Genomic DNA, 18,758 nt, shown 5'->3' on the forward strand with positions numbered 1-18,758 from the left:
TGACCGGGGGCGAAACCCGGGAGGAGGGGGAATGTCATGGGGTGTGTGCGGTGCTAGGCGGAGGCTAGGGCGGCTGGGCGGGAGGCCGTTAGGAGGTGGTCGCCGAGGGAGGTGCGGTAGTAGAGGACTGCGCGGCCGTCGCGGCGGGAGTCGACTACGCCGGAGGCGCGCAGGATGCTGAGGTGCACGCTGAGGGTGGGGGCGGAGACGCCTAGCTGGTGGGCGAGGTGAGTCGTCGACATCGGCAGGTCCAGGTGGCCGACGATGGCAGCTCTGGTTTTGCCGACCAGATCGCCCAGCGGCGACTCGCTGACCTCCTTCTGGCTTTCCCAGAGCCGGCCGAGGCCACGGGGTGGGTAGGTGATGGTCGGTACGTGCGGCGCCGCCGTCACCGGAAGGGCGGCCGGCCAGGTGAAGACGCAGGGCACGAGCAGCAGGCCCTGGCCAGGCAGTGGCTCACCGTCGCAGCAGTACGGGCGGTCGATCTCGATCCGGTCGCCGCGGAAGTTGACCGAGGGATGCAGATTGCGGAACACCCGCTCCATGCCACCGCCGGCCAGCTCCTCCAGCCGGAACGCGAGATCGTCCTGCACCAGCGCCCGCATCCGCCGCCAGTCCGGCTCGATCGCGAGATGCCAGTACTCCTCGAGTGCCGACGTGATCCGGTCCAGCGCCTCGGCCGGTTCGGCGATCAGCTCCGGCAGCATCGGATGCGGGGTGTCCTTGTGCAGCTTCTTCAACTCGGCGACGACGAGCGGCAGGGGAGTGGCGGCCACCGCCGCGAGGCCTGACTCGAAGCTGGTCGAGCGACGCGGTGGCGCCGGCGTGATGAAGTCGGGGATGTAGCCGACCGGCGGAATGAGGGCCTTGAGCAACGACAGGTCGTAGCCGGCCAGCAACGGCCGGACCTTGCGCAGCCACGGCCCGTGCACGCTGCTCGCCGTACTGTTGCTCAACGCCCGGATACTCGTCACCGTCTCCCAGACCGGCGAGAACGCGAACCTGATCCGGCTCACGTCGTCGGTGCTGAGCCTGAGAGTGATCACTCCCGTACTCTAATCGGCCTCGCCGGCCGAAAGAACGATTAGGCCTCAGCCTAAGTGTTCGACACGCTGCCGGGGCCCGCCGAGACTGGAAGCATGAACGACGCTCCGCGCCTGCCACGCGCTTTCTGGGCTCTGTGGGTCTGCCAGCTGATCAACCGGCTCGGCAGTTTCGTCCAGCCCTTCCTGGTTCTGTACCTGACCCAGGACCGTCACCTCTCGGCCGGTACGGCAGGTGCCGTGGCCGCCGCGGTCGGTGCCGGATCCGTCGTCTCGCAGCTCGTCGGCGGCTGGCTGTCCGACCGGTTCGGCCGCCGCCGGACGATGCTGATCGGCTTCTTCGGTACCGCGGCCGCGCTGATCCTGCTCGGCTCGGCCCGCTCGATGGTGACGATCTGGGCGGCCGCCTTCGTGGTCGGCCTGATGGGCGACCTGTTCCGGCCCGCGGTCCAGGCGACCGTCGCCGACCTGCTCCAGCCGAGAGAGCGCGTACGGGCGTACGGGCTGCTGTTCTGGGCGATCAACCTCGGCTTCTCAGTCTCGACGGTCAGCGCCGGCGTGCTCGCGAGCATCGGCTACAACTGGCTGTTCTGGATCAACGCCGGTACGTCGGTAGTCGCGGCGCTGGTGATCTGGCGGATGGTGCCGGAGACCCGGCCGGTCCTCGACGGCGGCCCACGCCGGCCGTTGCTGCCGGTCGTATTGCGAGACAGCACCTTCCTGCTGATGATCCTGCTGCAGATCGGCTACGCGACGATCTACTTCCAGGGGTACTCGACGTTGCCGCTGGCGATGGCCGGGGACGGGCTGCCTTCGTCGACGTACGGCCTGGTGATCGCGTTGAACGGCGTCGTGATCGTGCTGGTGCAACCGTTCGTCAACCGGCGGCTGGCGGCGCTCGATCGGCCGAAGCTGCTGGCCGGCTCGATGCTGATCGTCGGGGTGGGCTTCGGGCTCGGCGCGATCGTGCACAGCTGGTGGGGGTACGGGCTGTCGGTGGTCGTGTGGACGATCGGAGAGATCGGGTTCGCGGCGGTGATCGGCGCGGTCTTCGCCGATCTCGCCCCGGTCGACCTGCGCGGCGGTTACCTGGGCCTGGCCGGGAGCATGTCCTTCGGCCTGGGCAGCGTCATCGGACCGCTACTCGGCACCAACACCCTCGAACACGCCGGCCGGGTCACCGTCTGGCTCGCCTGTGCAGTACTCGGCGTCGTCCTCTTCGTCGGTCAGCTAGCGCTGGCTCCGGCCCTCCACGCCCGGGCGGCGGCAAACCAGGCCGACCTCGTCCCCAGCGCCTGACAGAGTCGCCGACGGGTTCGGTTGGGGGTTTTCGTAGGGTTGCGGCATGACCGAGCGGAGCGTTGACGATGTGGTGTTCGATATCGGTGGGGTGCTGCTGGACTGGAATCCCGACTATCTCTACCGCGAGCTGATTCCCGACGCCGTCCAGCGTCAGCACTTCCTGACCGAGGTCGCCACCCCCGAGTGGAACCTGCAGATGGACGCCGGCCGCAGCTGGGCCGACGCGGTCGCCGAGCTGAGTTCGCTGCACCCCGAGCACGCCGAGTGGATCGAGGCGTACGACACCGGCTGGCTCAAGATGGTCAGCGGCCTGATCGAGGACACCGCCGGCCTGCTCACCGAACTGCGCGCGCAGGGCATCCCGACGTACGCGCTGACGAACTTCTCGGCGGAGAAGTGGGAGATCGCGAAGCAGGCGTTCCCGATCCTGGCCGGCTTCACCGGTGAGGTCGTCTCGGGCACCGAGCAGACCGTCAAGCCCGACGAGAAGATCTACCGCATCCTGCTCGAACGCTACGACCTCGACCCGGCCCGCAGCTTCTACACCGACGACAAGGACTACAACGTCGTCGCCGCCCGCGCCGTCGGCCTCGACGCCGAGACCTTCACCGATGCCGCGACCCTCCGCGCCCAGCTGAGAGAGCGCGGCCTCCCGGTCTAAGCGGTGGTCACCTGCAGGGCTTCGGTGTACTTCGAGCCGGCACCGAGATGGGCGACCTCGAAGATCAGGTTGCCGTCCTGGCAGGTGGGCGGAGTGACGGCGGCGTCCGGGGGAGTGGCATAGATCCGTTGCGGGCGGGCCAGCCCTGGCTGCCAGCGTTGCAGCTGGAAGCGCTCCACACCCTCGGTGACGGTCCGTACCTCCCAGTGAATCCAGTTGCCGCAAGCAACAACGGTGTCGGTGACGATCGGCCCGATCGACCGGGCCGATCCACCGGCCGTCTCCCGGATGTACCCGGTGCTCTGGTACTGGTCCGGATCCGAGGCGCCGACCTCCGACCAGACGGTTGCCCCACGCAATGAAGCGCCGCTCCACTGGATGCAGTTCTTGGCTGCCGCGACCGGCTTCGCCATGCCACCGGCCAGTGGTGCGGTCAGCAGCCGCTTGCACCGGCGGGTCGTCTGCGGCGAGGTGATCTCGCTGAACGTCACCGAGTCGGCCGACACGACCGGATCCGCGACATACCCGGGATCGGCCACGCAGCTGACCGTGCGCGCCTTCAGCGATGCCAGCTCCGCGATCACCAGGCACGACCTGCGCTTAGCGTCGGTGCTGCTGTAGGCGAAGGTGCCACCGGCCGCCCCGATCTCCGGCTCAGAGATCCGGGGGAGCGCTTTCTGCGACGCCAGGTCGACGGACTTCCCAGTGCTCAGGTCGTACCGGTACGCCCGGATCTCCGGATCCGGTCCGTCGTCGCGGATGTCCTCGATCAGGGCCCACTGGTCATCGATCACTACCGGCGACTGCGCGACGAACCCGGCCGGCGGCACGTGCTTGACGACGATCCGCCTGCTGGAACGGTCCGTCACCGTCGTGATACCCGCGTCGTCGCTGCCGCGGGTGACGAGGTATTTCCGCTGCTGGGTGACGACATGCTGACCGTCGACCGGTTGCTGGAGGATCTTGGTCAGCTTGGGCGGACCTGCCGGGGTGGGCGGGACGCTCGGCGAGCTCGGCGTACTGTCCGGGCTCGCCGGAGTCTGGGTTGTACCGGCCGTGGTTGGTGAGCCTGGGGGAGCGCTCTCCGGTTTGTCCGACGAGCAGGCGCTGACCAGCAGCGCCAGCCCGGCGAAGACTGCGACAGGAGCTAGTGAACGACGCATACGCCTACAGGCCGATGTTCTGGAAAGTGTTGGCCAGCGTCGCGTTGAACAGCGCCGACGCCGGGATGTTCTTCGGCCCGTCGGTGGCGTTGCCCCGGCTGTTGAAGCGGCGCTCGTTGAACACCTCGAAGATGGCGATCGTGCCCTTCTTGGCGTCATAACCCCGGCCGACCTGGTAGTGCCCACTGTGGTTGAACGCGAGGTACGGGAAGTACCGCTTCAGCAGTTGCACGTGCTCGATCACCGGGGCCGGCTTGGCGTCGCCGAGATGGCTCTGGTGCACGCTGAAGAACTTCTGCGTGTTCCAGTGCCCGACGTTCTGGACGATGTAGCTGCCCGCCGCGAGGTCCCAGTTCGTCTTCAGGTTGGTCTGCTTGACCATCGACGAGATCCCGGTGCCCGAGCTGGACGAGCCGAGGTCCTTGGCCCAGGAGGCCTGGGTGTCCTTCTGGTTGTCGTCGGCCCAGTCGATCGACTGGAACGTCGCCGGACCACACCAGTAGCCCTTGTCCTGCGAGGTCGCGTAGCCCTTCATGATGTACGACGAGGACGGCAGCTTCACCGGCGCGGACACCGGCGGCTTCGGCTTCGGCTGACCGGGGGAGGCGGGCGTCGACTGCTCCGGCGGGGTAGGCGTCGGGGTCGGCGGCACGGTCGCTGCAGTAGTGGGGGCCGTGCTGTCATCCGAAGTACCGGCCGGTACTTCGAGTTCGCGCAAGGAGCGAGCCTTCTCGCGTCCCTCCCACGCCGCCTGCATCTCGTCGAGCTCCGCGTCCAGCCGGGCGTTGTCCGACAACGAGGACCGCTCGGTCACGAACTCGGCCGGCGACAACGCCCCGGTCGCGATGCCCTGCTCGGCGTCACCGTCCGCGCTCCGGCTGCCGATCGCCGGCTCGGGCGCGGCGGTCATCGCGGTGAGCTGCGCGCCGCTGGGCAGTTGGTCGACGAAGCCGAGTCCGAGGCAGTAGTTCTCGGTCTCGAGCTTGAAGCAGCGCATCACCTGCTTGGTCCGGTCCGCGAGAGCGGTTGCCCGCAGCATCGATGACTCCGGCGCTGTCCGGATCACCTGCTGCACCACCTCGGTCCACGAGTTCGCCGTGGGCGGCTCGCTGACCGGATCACCCGCCGGCCACCGGTCGTCCGGAGCGGTCGGGGCGGTCGGGTCAGGCTCAGGATCGATCGTCGGTGTGCCGGTCGGCTCCGTGGTCGGGGTCGGTGTCGCGGTCGGGGTGGGGACCGCGGTCGGTGCCGTGCTGGGGCCGGTGGTCGGTGCGGCAGCGCCCCTGTCCGGCTCGCCCGGCGTGTAGGCGGCGGCCAGTGGGGCTTGAGCGATCAGGGCGCCGAGCAGGATGAGTGCGGCTGCCCCCCGTGTGGCTGTGGGCATTGTGGTCTCCCGAGAGGCGTGTGACGGTAGTGACTGTAGGTACGCCTGAGACCACAGTACGTGCTTGTGGCAACAATGTGGAGGGGGGTGGTCGCTGACAGCGACGGTAGGCGGCCTGCAGGGTGCCTCCGGGCTGGCCACTAGACTTGTGCGGTCCCCCTTCGGTGAGTGCTGTGGAGTTTGCGTGTCGGTCCAACCCATCCGCTTGTTCGGCGATCCTGTCCTGATCACCAAGGCCGACCCCGTCGTCGACTTCGACGCGGAGCTGCGCCGGCTGGTCGCGGACCTGACCGACACCATGCAGGACGCTCCCGGCTCCGGCCTGGCCGCGCCGCAGATCGGCGTCGGCCTGCGCGTTTTCACGTACTTCGTCGAGGGCGAGCTCGGCCATCTGGTCAACCCGGAGCTGAGCCTGTCGGCCGAGGAGCAGTTCGGTCCCGAGGGCTGCCTGTCGCTGCCCGGCCTGACCTTCGACTGCCGCCGCGCGATGGGCGTCGTCGCCCGGGGCTTCAACATGTACGGCGAGCCGGTGGTGATCGAGGGGTCGGACCTGCTCGCGCGCTGCATCCAGCACGAGACCGACCACCTGGACGGCGTACTGTTCGTCGATCGGCTGGACACGCTCACCCGGAAGGCCGCGATGAAGGCGATCCGCGAGGCCGAGTGGTCCGGGCTGTCCGGCCCGCCGCAGGTCAAGGTCTCCCCGCACCCCATGAACGGATTCGGCCTGTGAGAGTAGTCTTCGCCGGCACCCCCGAGGTGTCCGTCACCGCGCTCCGCGCGATCGTTGCCAGCGGCCACGAGCTGGTGGCCGTCGTCACCCGGCCGGACGCAACGGCGGGTCGTGGCCGCAAGCTGGTCGCCTCGCCGGTCGCGCAGTACGCCGAGGAGCTCGGCGTCGAGGTGCTCAAGCCGGTCAAGCCGAGCGATCCGGAGTTCCTCGCCAGGCTGACCGAGATCGCGCCGGACTGCTGCCCGGTCGTCGCGTACGGCGGGTTGCTTCCGCAGGCCGCGCTCGACATCCCGCCCCACGGCTGGATCAACCTGCACTTCTCCGTACTCCCGGCCTGGCGTGGTGCCGCGCCGGTGCAGCACTCGATCATCTCCGGCGACGACGTCACCGGGGCCAGCACCTTCCGGATCGTCAAGGCGCTCGACGCGGGTCCGGTGTACGGCGTACTGACTGAGCGAATCGGGCCGAAGGACACGGCCGGCGACCTGCTCACCAGGCTGGCGGAGTCCGGCGCCAAGCTGCTCGTCGACACCCTCGACGGCATCGAGGCCGGCGCCCTGGTGGCTGTCGAGCAGCCGGCCGATGGCATCACGCTCGCGCCGAAGATCAACGTCGAGGACGCCGAGCTGGACTTCACCGCGCCGGCGCAGCGCGTCGACCGGCTCGTCCGGGGATGCAACCCGGCGCCGGGTGCCTGGACGACGTTCCGCGGCGAGCGGCTGAAGGTGCTCGACGTCGACCTGACCGAGCAGGACGACCTCAAGCCCGGCGAGCTGCGCGCGACCAAGTCGAGTGTCGAGGTCGGTACCGGGAGCAAGGTGCTGAAGCTCGCCACGGTCCAGCCGCAGGGCAAGAAGCCGATGGCCGCCGCCGACTGGGCGCGTGGCGTGCGGATCACCGCCGAAGACCTCCTCGGTCCGGAATCGAAGGCAGAGTGAGCGACCGCAGTCCGCGCAACCGGGCGCCGCAGCGTCGTCCTGACAAGGTCCGGCAGGTCGCCTATCAGGTGATCCGGCAGGTCACCTCGCAGGACGGCTACGCCAACCTCGCCCTCAACAAGGCCCTGCGCGAGCAGAAGCTGAGCGGCCGCGACGCCGCCTTCTGTACGGAGCTCGTGCACGGCACCTTGCGCTGGCAGGGCACGTACGACGCGATCCTCGCCGGCAACGTCTCCCGTCCGCTCGCCGAGCTGGACCCGGAGCTGCTCGACCTGCTCCGGCTCGGTACGCACCAACTGCTCCGGATGCGGGTCGACTCCTACGCCGCCGTGAACGAGATGGTCACCCTGACCCGCGTCGTGTCCGGGCAGAGCCGCAGCGGCCTGGTCAACGCGGTACTCCGCAAGGTCAGCCAGCGCACGTTCGACCAGTGGATCGTCGATGTCGCCCCGCACTCGGACGACGACCTCTTCGGATTCCTGTCGGTCGCGAAGGCGCATCCCCGCTGGATCGTCGAGGCCTTCGCCGACGCGCTCCACACCGACGGCTACGAGCTGGACGAGTTGCTGGACGCTGACAACGAGCCACCACGGGTGACGCTGGTCGCCCGGCCCGGTCTGGCCTCGGTGGACGACCTGGTCGAGGCAGGGGCGACCAAGGCCCGGTACTCGCCGTATGCGGCCGTACTGCAAGGTGGTGGCGACCCGGGCCGGATCTCGGCGGTCTCCGCCGGGCGGGCTGGAGTGCAGGATGAAGGGTCGCAGTTGGTCGCCACTGCGCTCGCGATGGCGCCGCTGGAGGGCAGGGACGCCAAGTGGCTCGACCTGTGCGCCGGGCCGGGCGGTAAGGCTGCTCTGCTCGCGGCGATCGGTCGCCAGCGGGGTGTGGCGATCACGGCGGTAGAGCCGCTGCCGCATCGCGCAGAGCTGGTGCGTTCCAACCTGCGTGCTGTGCCTGGAAACCACCAGGTGCTGGTCGGCGATGGCACCAAGCCCACCTGGCCGGAGGGCTCCTTCGACCGAGTGCTGGCCGATGTGCCCTGCAGTGGTCTCGGTGCTCTGCGGCGGCGCCCGGAGGCGCGCTGGCGGCGTACTCCGGAAGACGTGGTCGAGCTGCGCCCGTTGCAAGAGCAGCTGCTCGACTCGGCGATCGCCTCTGTGCGCAAGGGCGGCGTGGTCGCGTATGTGACCTGCACGCCGCACCTGATGGAGACGCGGGAGGTCGTGGACGCAGTACTGGCGAAGCGCGGTGATGCCGTGCTGGAGGACGCCCGCGCGCTTCTGCCGGACGTTCCGTCGCTGGGGGAGGGGCCGGACCTGCAGCTCTGGCCGCACATCCACGGCACCGACGCGATGTACCTGGCGCTGATCAGACGACCCTGATGTCAGGTGCATGAGGCCGAACGGTCATGATGGAGTAGTGACAGCAATCGATATCCGCCCTGCCCGAAGCACCCGGAGAACCCGAAGCAGTCAGCAACAGCAGCTCCTCGGACTCGTGGCGGCTTTCGGTATCGGCACGCTGGTCGCGATCCAGTCCCGGCTGAACGGCGAACTCGGGCACTCGCTGGGCGACGGTGTCCCGGCGGCGCTGATCTCCTTCGGCACCGGGCTCGTCGTCCTGCTGTTGGGCTGCGTGGTGATCCCACCGGTACGCCGGTCGGTGGGGAGGGTCTGGCGAACCATCAGGACGCCTTCCCCCGATGGCGGGCTGCTCAGGTGGTGGCAGTGCATCGGTGGACTCGCCGGCGCGTTCCTGGTGGCCACACAGTCGATCACTGTGTCGGTCATCGGCGTTGCCGTCTTCACCGTGGCAGTGGTGGCGGGTCAGGCGGTCAGCAGCCTGGTGGTGGATCGCCTGGGCTTCGGACCGGCCGGACCCCAGGCCTACACGCCACTGCGGATAGTGGGCGCAGTGGTGGCGCTGGCGGCCGTAGTACTGGCTGTGTCGGATCGGTTGAGCCATCCGTCCGGTCTGCTGCTCGCAGCACTCCCTGCACTGGGCGGAGTCGGTACTGCGATCCAGCAAGCCATCAATGGTCGAGTAGCCCAGACCGCGGCCATCGACGCCTCTGGAGCAGTAGCGGCCGGGGTGATCAACTTCCTGGTCGGCTTCGCCGCGCTACTGGTCGTCTTCGTCGTCGACCTGATGGTTCGCGGGACGCCGAACAGCCTGCCGTCCAACCCCTGGCTGTACCTGGGTGGCATGTGCGGCGTCATCTTCATCAGCGCGGCAGCCGCCGTCGTGCGGACCGTCGGCGTGTTCGTACTCGGCCTCGGCACGATCGCCGGTCAGCTGATCGCCAGCCTCTTCATCGACCTGTTCGTACCGGCATCCGACCAGAAGGTCACCCTCCCGGTCGTCGCCGGAACCCTGCTCGCGCTTGTCGCGGTGATCGTCGCGGCCGTACCCAACCTCAGGAAGAGCGCCTAACGTACTGGGGCGGGCTCCGGCTCAGTGGCGATCTTCGGCCGCCTGCGCGAACGGACCGTGCTGATGACCCCTTGGGACACCGCGACCCCGGCCAGCACGATCACGGCGCCGACCGGCTGGTACCAGGTGAGGTGCTCGTGCAGCACGATGACGCCGGCCACGATCGCGAAGATCGGCATGATGTAGGTGACCATCGAGGTCATGCTCGCGCCGATCAGCCGGATCTGCCGCAGGTTCAGCACGAACGCGACGCCACTGCCGAGCGCGCCGAGGGCGATCACACTGCCGATCACCTCGAGCGAGAGCGACGACGGGGCGGGCGGGGCGTGGCCGGTCAGGATCGGGGCCGCGATCGCGAGCTGGACCGTTGAGCAGATCAGCAAGGTCGCCGACAGCGCCGTCCCGGACAGGTTGCTGCCGGCAATGAACCTCTTCTGGTACGGAATGGCGATGCCGTACGCCACGGCGGCCGCCATGCAGAACAGCTGGCCGGTCAGATCCGAGCCGCCGTGCAGTTGCCAAGCGCCGAGCACGACCATCATGCCGCCGAAGCCGATCAGCAGACCGAGAACACGTTGCAGCGTGAACCTCTCGGTCCGGAACACCCAGACCGCGATCGGCAGCACGACCAGTGGGGTGATCCCGTTCCAGATCCCGGCCAGCAGGCTCGGCACCCGCTGCTCGCCGTACCCGAACAACGTCCACGGGATGGCCGAGCCGATCGCGGCGGCGACGAAGTTGTGCGCCCAGACCCGGCGGGACCGGGGCAGCGCCTCACGCTTGATCGCCAGGATCGTGAGCAGCACCAGCGAGCCGGCGATCACCCGGCCGAGCGCGAGGTACGCCGGGTGCAGCTCGCGCACCCCGACGGAGATGAACAGGAAGCTGCAGCCCCAGATCGCGCCGAGCAGCAACATGGTCGGCAACCAGGACCGAACGGACGGCTTGTCAGGAGTCGAAAGGGTGCTCACTCCTGACATCCTGCATCATCCCACCGACAATTTCCCCTTCCTGCCCGCAATTGGGCAACCACGAGCACCGCTGCACAAACGCAGCCCTTCGGGCAGGATGGCGGTATGGGCTTTGAGGTGGATGCTGTCCGCAAGCAGTTCCCGGCGTTGAGTGAGGGGGCCGCGCATTTCGACGGGCCCGGTGGGTCGCAGACACCCCAGGTGGTGGCCGATGTGGTGGCGGCGACGATGGTGTCGGCGCTGGCCAATCGCGGCCGGTTGACCGCTGCCGAGCGCCGGGCCGACCAGATCGTTCTCGATGCGCGCCAGGCGATGGCCGACCTGCTCGGTACCGACCCCGGCGGCATCGTCTTCGGCCGGAGCATGACTCAGCTGACCTACGACTTCGCCCGTACGCTCGCCAAGAGCTGGGGCCCGGGCGACGAGGTGATCGTCACCCGCCTCGACCACGACGCGAACATCCGGCCGTGGGTGCAGGCGGCCGAGGCGGTCGGCGCGACGATCCGGTGGCTCGAGTTCGATCCGGTGACCTCGGAGCTGGACGACATCGCGCCGCTGCTCTCGTCGCAGACCCGGCTGGTCGCGGTGACGGCCGCCTCCAACCTGATCGGCACCCGCCCGGACGTCGAGGCGATCGCGACGCTCGTCCACAACGCCGACGCGCTGGTGTACGTCGACGGCGTCCACCTGACCGCGCACTCGCCGATCGACGCGTCGTTCGCCGACTTCTACGTCTGCTCGCCGTACAAGTTCTTCGGCCCGCACTGCGGAGTGCTCTCGGCCGCGCCGGCCCTGCTCGAAGAACTCCACCCCGACAAGTTGCTCCCAGCAACCAATGTGGTGCCGGAGCGGTTCGAGTTCGGCACTCTTCCGTACGAGCTGCTCGCCGGCACCACCGCCGCCGTCGACTTCATCGCGGGCCTCGGGGGAGTGGCCTCCGGTGACCGCAGAGAGCGCTTGCTGAGTTCGCTGGCCCTGGTGGAGGAGCACGAGGACGCCCTGCGCGACGACCTCGAGACCCGGCTGACCGCGAGCGAGGGGATCACGCTCTACGGGCACGCGCAGCGCCGCACGCCGACATTGTTGTTCTCCGTCGACGGCTGGGAGTCGAGCGCCGTCGCCGCCAAGCTGGCCGAGGCGGGCGTCAATGCACCGGCCGGATCCTTCTACGCGCTGGAGGCGTCCCGGCATCTCGGTCTCGGCGACACGGGCGCCGTCCGCGTCGGCCTGGCGCCGTACACGCATCAATCCGATGTCGACCGGTTGGTCGAGGCGATCGAAAGACGCAATTAAATCAACTCGATGGGGTAAATCTGGGTAAGCTCTTTCCCGTGAACGAGCCCACCCAGGTCTTCCTCCAGCCCACTCCCACGGACGACCTGCGCCTCGCCACCAGAGCTGAGGTCAACTGGTCAGCCGGCGAAGTACTGGTCACCGCAGGCGCCATCTCGCGAGTCGCGCTGCGCTGGGACGAACCAATCCCGGCTGAGGCGCTCATCCTCGGGGATGCGTGGGAGCGGTCGTACGGGGATCTGCAGTGGCGGCATCTCCAGCCCGACCGGTTCCTCCCGTGGTACTGGCTGGGCCATGACCAGAAGACCGGCCGGACCTTCGGTGCCGGCGTCGACGTGCACCCCGGCGCCTTCTGCTCGTGGACCGTCGACCAGACCGGCTTCACCCTTTGGCTCGATCTCCGCAACGGTGGCGGCCCGACCCGACTCGACGGCCGCCAACTGAAGGCGGCAACAGTCCGCCGCTTCGAAGACGCCGGTACGCCGTGGCGCACCCTCCACACCGCCGTAGAAGCAATGAGTACCGCCATCACCCCGAGGAACATCGGCCCCGTCGTCGGCGCCAACAACTGGTACTACGCCTACGGCGAAGGCTTCGACGAGAAGGCAGTACTGCAAGACGCCGCAACCGTCGTCGAACTCGCCGACGGCCACCCGGTCAAACCCTTCAGCGTCGTCGACGACGGCTGGAACCCCGGCGGCAACGGCTCCGGCGGCCCGTGGGAGAGCGGTATCTCCGGCCTCTTCGACGACATGGCCGGAACGGCCTCCGCCGTCAAAGCACTCGGCGCCCGACCAGGCCTCTGGTTCCGCCCACTCCTCTCGCGCGAGGAAGGCCCTTGGCGCCGCACCGGCCAGTCCGACGGCTTCGGCCGAGCTCTCGACCCGACCTACCCGGACGTCCTCGACCTGCTACGAGCCGACCTGCGCCGCTTCAAGGACTGGGGTTTCGAGCTGGTCAAGCACGACTTCAGCACCTACGACCTGTTCGGCCGCTTCGGCCCCGCGATGGGCGCCCAGCTGACCGACGACGGCTGGCAGTTCCACGACACCACCCGGACCACCGCCGAGATAATCCTCGACCTGTACGCCGAAATCCGCGCCACCGCCGGCGATCTCGTCCTGATCGGCTGCAACACCGTCGGTCATCTGGCCGCCGGGCTCGTCGACGTGCAGCGGACCGGCGACGACACCTCCGGCCGCGACTGGGAGCGGACCCGCAAGATGGGCATCAACTCGCTCGCCTTCCGGCTGCCGCAGCACGGCCGGTTCTTCACCGTCGACGCCGACTGCGTGCCCTGTACGCCGCAGACCCCCTGGGAACTCAACCGTCAGTTCCTCGACCTCGTCGCCAGGTCGGGGAGCGCTCTCTTCGTCTCCGTCGACCCAGCGGCCAGGACGCCGCGGACGGACCGTGATCTTGGCCACGGTATACGGTTGGCGCTCAGTGGTGGCAACGCCGCGGATGGTGGGATCGAGCCGCTCGACTGGCTGGTGAACACCACGCCGACCGCCTGGCGGGCCGGCGCCGAGACGGTTCGCTACAGGTGGTCGCGCCCATGGGGCGCCGACCCGGCCGCGGGCTGAGGGTGCGGGCCGGCGGTGCAGGGCCGGCGGTGCAGGGCCGGCGGTGCAGGGCTGGCGGTGCAGGGCCGGCGGTGCGCGGAGCAGGGGTGCGTGGGGCAGTGGAGACAGGGGGAGTGGTGAGCAGCGACCAGCCGCCGGCGGTAATACGCCGGGGTACGAATCTCGATCGCGTGGGTGGCTTCAACGACACGGTGGTGCTGGACGCGATCCGGCGGGCCGACGAACGGCTGAGCCGGGTCGAGATCGCGGCCGCCACCGGGCTGTCCGGGCAGGCCATCTCCAACATCACCCGCCGGTTGCTCGACGCCGGCCTGGTCCGCGAGGCCGGGCGGCAGAAGAGCAGCGGCCTCGGCAAGCCGCGCACCCTGCTCGAACTCGAGCCCACCGGCCAGTACGCCGTCGGTGTGCACCTCGACCCCGCGGTCGTCACAACCGTCGTGCTCGATCTGACCGGGCAGGTCGTGGTCCGTCGCCGCGCGGAGACGCCGGCGTCCGACGATCCGGACGTACTGATCGCGGGAATCGCTGCCACAGTCGAACACGTCATCGCCGAAGCGGGTGCACCGCGTGAACGCGTCGTCGGCGTCGGTATCGCCGCACCCGGGCCGATCGACGTCGAGCGCGGCGTCGTGGTGAATCCGCCGAACCTGAGCGCCTGGCACCTGGTCCCGTTGCGCGATGCCCTGCGCGTGCTGACCGGCCTCCCGGTCCTGCTGGACAAGGATGTCACCGCGGCAGCGTCCGCCGAGAAATGGGCCGGCGGACCGAACGGCCGCGGCAGTTTCGTCTTCTTCTACCTCGGTACCGGGGTAGGCGCCGGCCTGGTGATCGGTGACGAGGTGGTCCGCGGCTCGAGCAGCAACGTCGGCGAGATCGGCCACGTGACGGTCGACCCCGACGGTCCGGTCTGTTACTGCGGGCGGCGTGGCTGTGTCGGCGAGACCAGCCAGCCGCGTTATCTCGTCCAGCAGGCCGTCCAGGCCGGAGTGCTTGCCAAGGGCATCGATCTCGACGACCGGCACGCGGTCGACGCCGCCTTCGCCGAACTGTGCGACCGGGCCGCGGCGGGTGCCGAGGTGCCCGGCGGCAAGGTGGCGCGCGCGCTGATCGCCGCGCTGGCCGAGCGGATCGCCAAGGTGGTCGAGGACATCGCGAACCTGCTCGACCTGGAACGCGTCGTGTTCGGCGGCCCGCACTGGGACCAGCTCGCACCCTTCTTCGACGAGGCCGTCCGGTCCGCGCTGGAAGCGCGCTTCCTGGTCCGTTCGGTACACCCTCTGGTCGTCACCGGAACCGCGCTCGGCGCGGACGTCGGTGCGGTCGGCGCCGCCAGCCTGGTGCTCGACCACACGTTCTCTCCCAACCCCTCAGTGCTCCTGCTCGGACCCGCAGAGAGCGCTCCACCTGTCGTAGTCGGGTCCGCTGAAAGGTTGATGTCTTGATGACCGGTATCGATCCCGACGTTCTCGCCCGCGCCACCGAGAAGGTCCGCCAGGCGACCGGCGACCAGGTGATCGCGGACATGTTCCACCGGTCGATGGCGGAGAACCTGCCCGCCGTCGCGGAACGGCTGCCGGACGGTACGACCTTCGTGCTGACCGGTGACATCCCGGCGATGTGGTTGCGTGACTCCGCCGCCCAGTTGCGGCCGTACCTGGTGCTGTGCGCCGACGACCCGGCGCTGCAGGACGTGCTGATCGGCGTGCTGCACCGCCAGCTCGAGTACATCGCGATCGACCCGTACGCGAACGCCTTCAACCGGGAGGCGAACGGCGCCGGTCACACCACCGACGAGACCGAGATGTCGCCGTGGGTGTGGGAACGCAAGTACGAGATCGACTCGCTGTGCTACCCGATCGAGCTGGCCTACCGGCTGTGGCGGATCACCGGCCGCAAGGACGTGATCGACGACCGCTTCCGGGTGGCGGCGGCCGCGGCGCTCGACGTACTGGAGACCGAGCTGGACCACGACGCCAAGTCGCCGTACCGGTTCCAGCGGCACGACGATCGGCCGAGCGACTCGCTGATCCGCGATGGTCTCGGGCAGCCGACCCAGCGGACCGGCATGTCATGGAGCGCTTTCCGGCCGAGTGACGACGCCACCGAGCACGGGTTCAACGTGCCCGGCAACATGTTCGCCTCGGTCGTGCTCGGCTACCTGGAGGCGATCGCGAGCGAGCTGCTCGACGACGCCGCGCTCGGCGATCGCGCCAAGGAGCTGAAGGTCACCATCGACGACGGGATCGCGCAGTTCGGGACGTTCGACCACCCGTCGCTCGGCCGGGTCTACGCCTACGAGGTGGACGGCACGGGCCAGCGTTTGCTGATGGACGACGCGAACATGCCGAGCCTGCTGTCGGCGCCGATGACGGGGTTCGCCGCGGCCGACGACCCGACGTACCTGGCGACCCGCTCGCTGCTGCTCAGCCCGGAGAACCCGTACTACTACAGCGGTACTCACGGTGCCGGAATCGGCAGTCCGCACACCCCACCGGACCACATCTGGCCGATCGCGCTGGCCGTCCAAGGCCTGACCAGCACGTCGGCGGCCGAGCGGCAGCAGTTGCTTGAGCTGCTTCGCGACACCACCGGTGGGACCGGGCAGATGCACGAGTCCTTCCACACCGACGACCCGGCCAACTTCACCCGCGAGTGGTTCTCCTGGGCCAACGCGATGTTCTGCGAGCTCTGCCTCAGCCACGCCGGACTCAAGCTCAGCTGACGTCCCGGCGGCGGGTGGTGACGACGGCCAGTACGGCGAAGACGGCGGCGTAGCCGAGTACGGTCAGGAGAGCGCGATCTCCCGACACGGCATCCCGTACTCCGGGAGGCGCGTCCGCCGAACTCATCCCCGTCACGCTGAACACCAGCGCGCCCGCGTTGGCACCCGGCAACGCATCGGACAGGACCTCGAGATCGGGGAGCAGGCTGCTGACCACGCCGGCCAGCAGCGTCTCGATCCCGAGGATCCACACGACGCCGAGCCCGATCGGCAGGGCGACGTTGCGGAAGGCAACCGCTAGTACGGCACCGGCCAGGCACCAGACGGAAAGGACGAGCCAGCCGCCCGCCAGTCCCTTGAGCAGAGCGAGCGGGCCAGGCCAGTCCATCGGCGCGTTCTCGGCCGCGGCGATCCCGATGCTGCAGAGGGCGCAGGCGGCGAAGATGCCGAGCACCCAGACGGCCAGCATGGTCAGCAGGCCAAGCAGTTGGCCGCCGAGCAACGTGCCGCGACCGGGGCGCTGGGTGAGGATGGTCTTCAGCGTTCCCCAGGTGTACTCGCCGCCGACCACGATCGCGCCGAGCACCAGAGCGAGCGCTCCCGCGAAGACGGGGAAGCCGCCGATCGTGTTGTCCATAACGCGTTCCGGCAGGACGCCGCGGAGTACCTCGGCACGCGGGATGCCGTCGGTCTGCTGGTTGCCGTCGCCGGTCACATAGCCCAGGTAGGGCAGCAGGTAGCCGAAGATCAGGCTCAGGACGAGTCCGGCCCCGAACAGCACCCAGACGGCGGATCGTTTGCGGAGCTTCAGCAGCTCGGCGCGATAGCTACCCAGCATGGGTCTTCTCCTTGTCCGTGGCGGTGGTCAGCTCGAAGAAGACGTCCTCGAGAGCGCGTTCCGTGCTGTGCAGTTCGGAGACCGCGATCCCGGCGCTGACCAGCAGGCGGTTCACCTCGGCGGCGCGGTCGGGTGCGACTTTGACCCTCAGGGTTTCGTCGTACAGATGGACGGCGGCGGCGCCGAGTGCCTCGGTCAGGAGCGAGCGAGCGCTCTCTCGCGGCGTGGCGCGGATGATGAGCTCCTGTTCGGTGCGCAGCTCGTCGACGGTGTGCTCGGCGACCATCCGGCCTTCGCTGATGATGCCGACCCGGTCGCAGATCTGCTGCACCTCGCCGAGCAGATGACTGGACAGCAGGACGGTCCGGCCGTCGGCACCCAGCTCGCGGATCAGCCGGCGCATGTCGCGCATGCCGGCCGGGTCGAGCCCGTTGGTGGGTTCGTCGAGGATGACCAGCTCGGGATCCTTGAGGAGAGCCGCGGCGACACCGAGTCGCTGCTTCATCCCCAGCGAGTACGTCGAGAACCGGTCGCGGGCGCGATCGGCCAGGTCGACGAGGGCGAGTACTTCGGTGATGCGGGAGCGGGGCACGTCGGCGTACTCGGCGAGAACGCGGAGATTGTCGAGGCCGGAAAGGTACGGATAGAAGGCGGGCGACTCGATCATCGAGCCGGTGCGGGCGAGGACGTGGGCCTGGCCGGGTGTGCCGCCGAGGACGCGGACCGTGCCGCTGGTCGGCGAGATCAGGCCGGTCAGGATGCGCAGCGTGGTGGTCTTGCCGGCGCCGTTCGGCCCGAGGAAGCCGTAGACCTCGCCGGGCAGAACCGTCAGATCGACACCATCGACGGCCAAGGTGTCGCCGTAGCGTTTGGTCAGGCCCGAGACCTCGACCAGCGGGGCAGTGGTTGCGTTCATGCTTTAGACAGTGCCGGTCGGGCCCTGGTCAGCGCGTCGCCCAGCGGGAGTGACCGCTGCTACCTCAGCCGGAGTAGAGGGTCACCTTGCGAGAGTAGGGGTCTTGTTGATCCATTCGCGTTTGCCGAGTTCGCCGACGATGAACCGCGCCAGATCTGCCCTCGTGATCTCAGATCCGCCGTTGGGTGTCCCGGCGTCCTGGACCCGGTAGTCGTCGGTCGCCTCGCCGTCGATCAGCCGGGTCGGCCGGACCAGGGTCCAGTCGAGGGTGCTCGATCGGACGGTCTCCTCCAGTTGCCGCATATCGCCGTACTGGTCTCTCATCAGCGTCGCGGCGGCCAGCCGGTACCAGAGCGGGAAGCTCGGATCGTCGTGCCGCACTCCGGCGGAGGTGATCGCGATCAGTCTGGGCACCCCGGCTGACTCCATCGCGGCGACCAGTGTCCGCGCGCTGTCGGAGTACAGACCAAGCGCTCGCCTGCCGGATGCCCCCACCGCACTCACCACCGCGTCCTGCCCGTCGACAGCCGCCTGCACGCTGGCCGCGTCGCGGATGTCGGCCGCGACGACTCGGACGCCGTCGAGCGTCGCCTTGGCTGGGTCGCGTACTGCAGCGGTCACGTCGTGGCCGGCCAGCCTGGCTTCCTCGACAACCCGCAGACCGGTACCGCCACCAGCCCCGAAAACGATCACCTTCGACATACCCACCAGCTCCGTCTCGACGAACACCGTTCGATCAACGAACAGTGTACGCCCAGCGGATCAACCGGTCCGG

At 68.9% G+C, this 18,758-nt stretch carries 17 protein-coding genes; 10 read left to right on the top strand and 7 right to left on the bottom strand.

All coding sequences use genetic code 11. From position 1 onward, the window contains the following. Positions 1–53: 53 nt before the first annotated feature. Positions 54–1,046, bottom strand: coding sequence for an ArsR/SmtB family transcription factor (locus ACIA12_RS03240; protein ID WP_396365162.1), 993 nt, complete (start codon positions 1,044–1,046; stop codon positions 54–56). A 93-nt stretch (positions 1,047–1,139) separates the two neighbouring features. Here ACIA12_RS03240 and ACIA12_RS03245 point away from each other — a divergent pair, with 93 nt between their 5' ends. Further along, a complete protein-coding gene (locus tag ACIA12_RS03245) occupies positions 1,140–2,342 on the top strand; it encodes an MDR family MFS transporter (protein ID WP_396365163.1) in 1,203 nt (400 codons plus the stop codon). Positions 2,343–2,388: 46 nt separating this feature from the next. Continuing rightward, positions 2,389–3,006, top strand: a complete 618-nt coding sequence (locus tag ACIA12_RS03250; protein WP_396365164.1) for an HAD family hydrolase — start codon at positions 2,389–2,391, stop codon at positions 3,004–3,006. Here ACIA12_RS03250 and ACIA12_RS03255 read toward each other — a convergent pair. Continuing rightward, complete coding sequence (locus tag ACIA12_RS03255; RefSeq protein ID WP_396365165.1) at positions 3,003–4,169, bottom strand: hypothetical protein; 1,167 nt, start codon at positions 4,167–4,169, stop codon at positions 3,003–3,005. The genes ACIA12_RS03250 and ACIA12_RS03255 overlap by 4 nt on opposite strands. Positions 4,170–4,173: 4 nt before the next feature. Next, positions 4,174–5,553 (bottom strand): C39 family peptidase, encoded by a 1,380-nt coding sequence (locus tag ACIA12_RS03260; RefSeq protein WP_396365166.1) that lies wholly within the window; start codon positions 5,551–5,553, stop codon positions 4,174–4,176. A gap of 184 nt (positions 5,554–5,737) precedes the next feature. Here ACIA12_RS03260 and def point away from each other — a divergent pair, with 184 nt between their 5' ends. The 4 genes from def (at position 5,738) to ACIA12_RS03280 (ending at position 9,657) form a co-directional block, all read left to right on the top strand. Next, positions 5,738–6,286 carry a peptide deformylase gene (def, locus tag ACIA12_RS03265; protein ID WP_343965786.1) on the top strand — a complete coding sequence of 183 codons (549 nt, stop codon included), beginning with the start codon at positions 5,738–5,740 and terminating at the stop codon, positions 6,284–6,286. Beyond that, complete coding sequence (gene fmt, locus ACIA12_RS03270) at positions 6,283–7,224, top strand: methionyl-tRNA formyltransferase (RefSeq protein ID WP_396365167.1); 942 nt, start codon at positions 6,283–6,285, stop codon at positions 7,222–7,224. The genes def and fmt overlap by 4 nt, the downstream gene beginning before the upstream one ends. Continuing rightward, on the top strand, positions 7,221–8,606 hold the full coding sequence (locus tag ACIA12_RS03275; RefSeq protein WP_396365168.1) for an RsmB/NOP family class I SAM-dependent RNA methyltransferase: 1,386 nt from the start codon (positions 7,221–7,223) through the stop codon (positions 8,604–8,606). Before fmt ends, ACIA12_RS03275 begins: the two co-directional genes overlap by 4 nt. A 115-nt stretch (positions 8,607–8,721) precedes the next feature. Further along, entirely contained in the window at positions 8,722–9,657 is a 936-nt protein-coding gene (locus tag ACIA12_RS03280) for a DMT family transporter (RefSeq protein WP_396365169.1), read from the top strand. Here ACIA12_RS03280 and ACIA12_RS03285 read toward each other — a convergent pair. Then, positions 9,654–10,628 (bottom strand): DMT family transporter, encoded by a 975-nt coding sequence (locus ACIA12_RS03285; protein ID WP_396365170.1) that lies wholly within the window; start codon positions 10,626–10,628, stop codon positions 9,654–9,656. The two genes, ACIA12_RS03280 and ACIA12_RS03285, sit on opposite strands and share 4 nt — an antisense overlap. Before the next feature lie 105 nt (positions 10,629–10,733). Between ACIA12_RS03285 and ACIA12_RS03290 the strand changes: the two genes are divergently transcribed. The 4 genes from ACIA12_RS03290 to ACIA12_RS03305 all read left to right on the top strand — a co-directional run bounded on the left by ACIA12_RS03290 (position 10,734) and on the right by ACIA12_RS03305 (position 16,229). After that, positions 10,734–11,921: a cysteine desulfurase-like protein gene (locus ACIA12_RS03290; protein ID WP_396365171.1), complete on the top strand. Its 1,188-nt coding sequence runs from the start codon at positions 10,734–10,736 to the stop codon at positions 11,919–11,921. A 38-nt stretch (positions 11,922–11,959) separates the two neighbouring features. Further along, the gene (locus tag ACIA12_RS03295) at positions 11,960–13,507 is read left to right on the top strand and encodes a hypothetical protein (protein ID WP_396365172.1); all 1,548 of its coding nucleotides are present in this window, start codon (positions 11,960–11,962) and stop codon (positions 13,505–13,507) included. Positions 13,508–13,623: 116 nt separating this feature from the next. Next, positions 13,624–14,949, top strand: a complete 1,326-nt coding sequence (locus tag ACIA12_RS03300; protein ID WP_396365173.1) for an ROK family transcriptional regulator — start codon at positions 13,624–13,626, stop codon at positions 14,947–14,949. Beyond that, positions 14,949–16,229: a glycoside hydrolase family 125 protein gene (locus tag ACIA12_RS03305; RefSeq protein ID WP_396365174.1), complete on the top strand. Its 1,281-nt coding sequence runs from the start codon at positions 14,949–14,951 to the stop codon at positions 16,227–16,229. Before ACIA12_RS03300 ends, ACIA12_RS03305 begins: the two co-directional genes overlap by 1 nt. Here the strand turns inward: ACIA12_RS03305 and ACIA12_RS03310 are convergent. The 3 genes from ACIA12_RS03310 to ACIA12_RS03320 all read right to left on the bottom strand — a co-directional run bounded on the left by ACIA12_RS03310 (position 16,222) and on the right by ACIA12_RS03320 (position 18,712). Further along, positions 16,222–17,067, bottom strand: coding sequence for an ABC transporter permease subunit (locus tag ACIA12_RS03310; RefSeq protein ID WP_396365175.1), 846 nt, complete (start codon positions 17,065–17,067; stop codon positions 16,222–16,224). The two genes, ACIA12_RS03305 and ACIA12_RS03310, sit on opposite strands and share 8 nt — an antisense overlap. Continuing rightward, on the bottom strand, positions 17,057–17,983 hold the full coding sequence (locus ACIA12_RS03315; protein WP_396365176.1) for an ABC transporter ATP-binding protein: 927 nt from the start codon (positions 17,981–17,983) through the stop codon (positions 17,057–17,059). Before ACIA12_RS03315 ends, ACIA12_RS03310 begins: the two co-directional genes overlap by 11 nt. A gap of 81 nt (positions 17,984–18,064) precedes the next feature. After that, complete coding sequence (locus ACIA12_RS03320) at positions 18,065–18,712, bottom strand: NAD(P)-dependent oxidoreductase (protein ID WP_396365177.1); 648 nt, start codon at positions 18,710–18,712, stop codon at positions 18,065–18,067. Positions 18,713–18,758 lie beyond the last annotated feature (46 nt).

The sequence above is a fragment of the Kribbella sp. NPDC051620 genome (assembly GCF_044453825.1).
Taxonomy (GTDB): Bacteria; Actinomycetota; Actinomycetes; order Propionibacteriales; family Kribbellaceae; genus Kribbella.

Excerpts from the sequence above, each read along its gene's own strand:
- ACIA12_RS03290 (WP_396365171.1), top strand. The coding sequence starts at position 10,734 with ATGGGCTTTGAGGTGGATGCTGTCCGCAAGCAGTTCCCGGCGTTGAGT.
- ACIA12_RS03305 (WP_396365174.1), top strand. The coding sequence starts at position 14,949 with ATGACCGGTATCGATCCCGACGTTCTCGCCCGCGCCACCGAGAAGGTC.
- ACIA12_RS03250 (WP_396365164.1), top strand. The coding sequence starts at position 2,389 with ATGACCGAGCGGAGCGTTGACGATGTGGTGTTCGATATCGGTGGGGTG.
- ACIA12_RS03245 (WP_396365163.1), top strand. The coding sequence starts at position 1,140 with ATGAACGACGCTCCGCGCCTGCCACGCGCTTTCTGGGCTCTGTGGGTC.
- ACIA12_RS03310 (WP_396365175.1), bottom strand. The coding sequence starts at position 17,067 with ATGCTGGGTAGCTATCGCGCCGAGCTGCTGAAGCTCCGCAAACGATCC.
- ACIA12_RS03260 (WP_396365166.1), bottom strand. The coding sequence starts at position 5,553 with ATGCCCACAGCCACACGGGGGGCAGCCGCACTCATCCTGCTCGGCGCC.
- ACIA12_RS03255 (WP_396365165.1), bottom strand. The coding sequence starts at position 4,169 with ATGCGTCGTTCACTAGCTCCTGTCGCAGTCTTCGCCGGGCTGGCGCTG.
- ACIA12_RS03315 (WP_396365176.1), bottom strand. The coding sequence starts at position 17,983 with ATGAACGCAACCACTGCCCCGCTGGTCGAGGTCTCGGGCCTGACCAAA.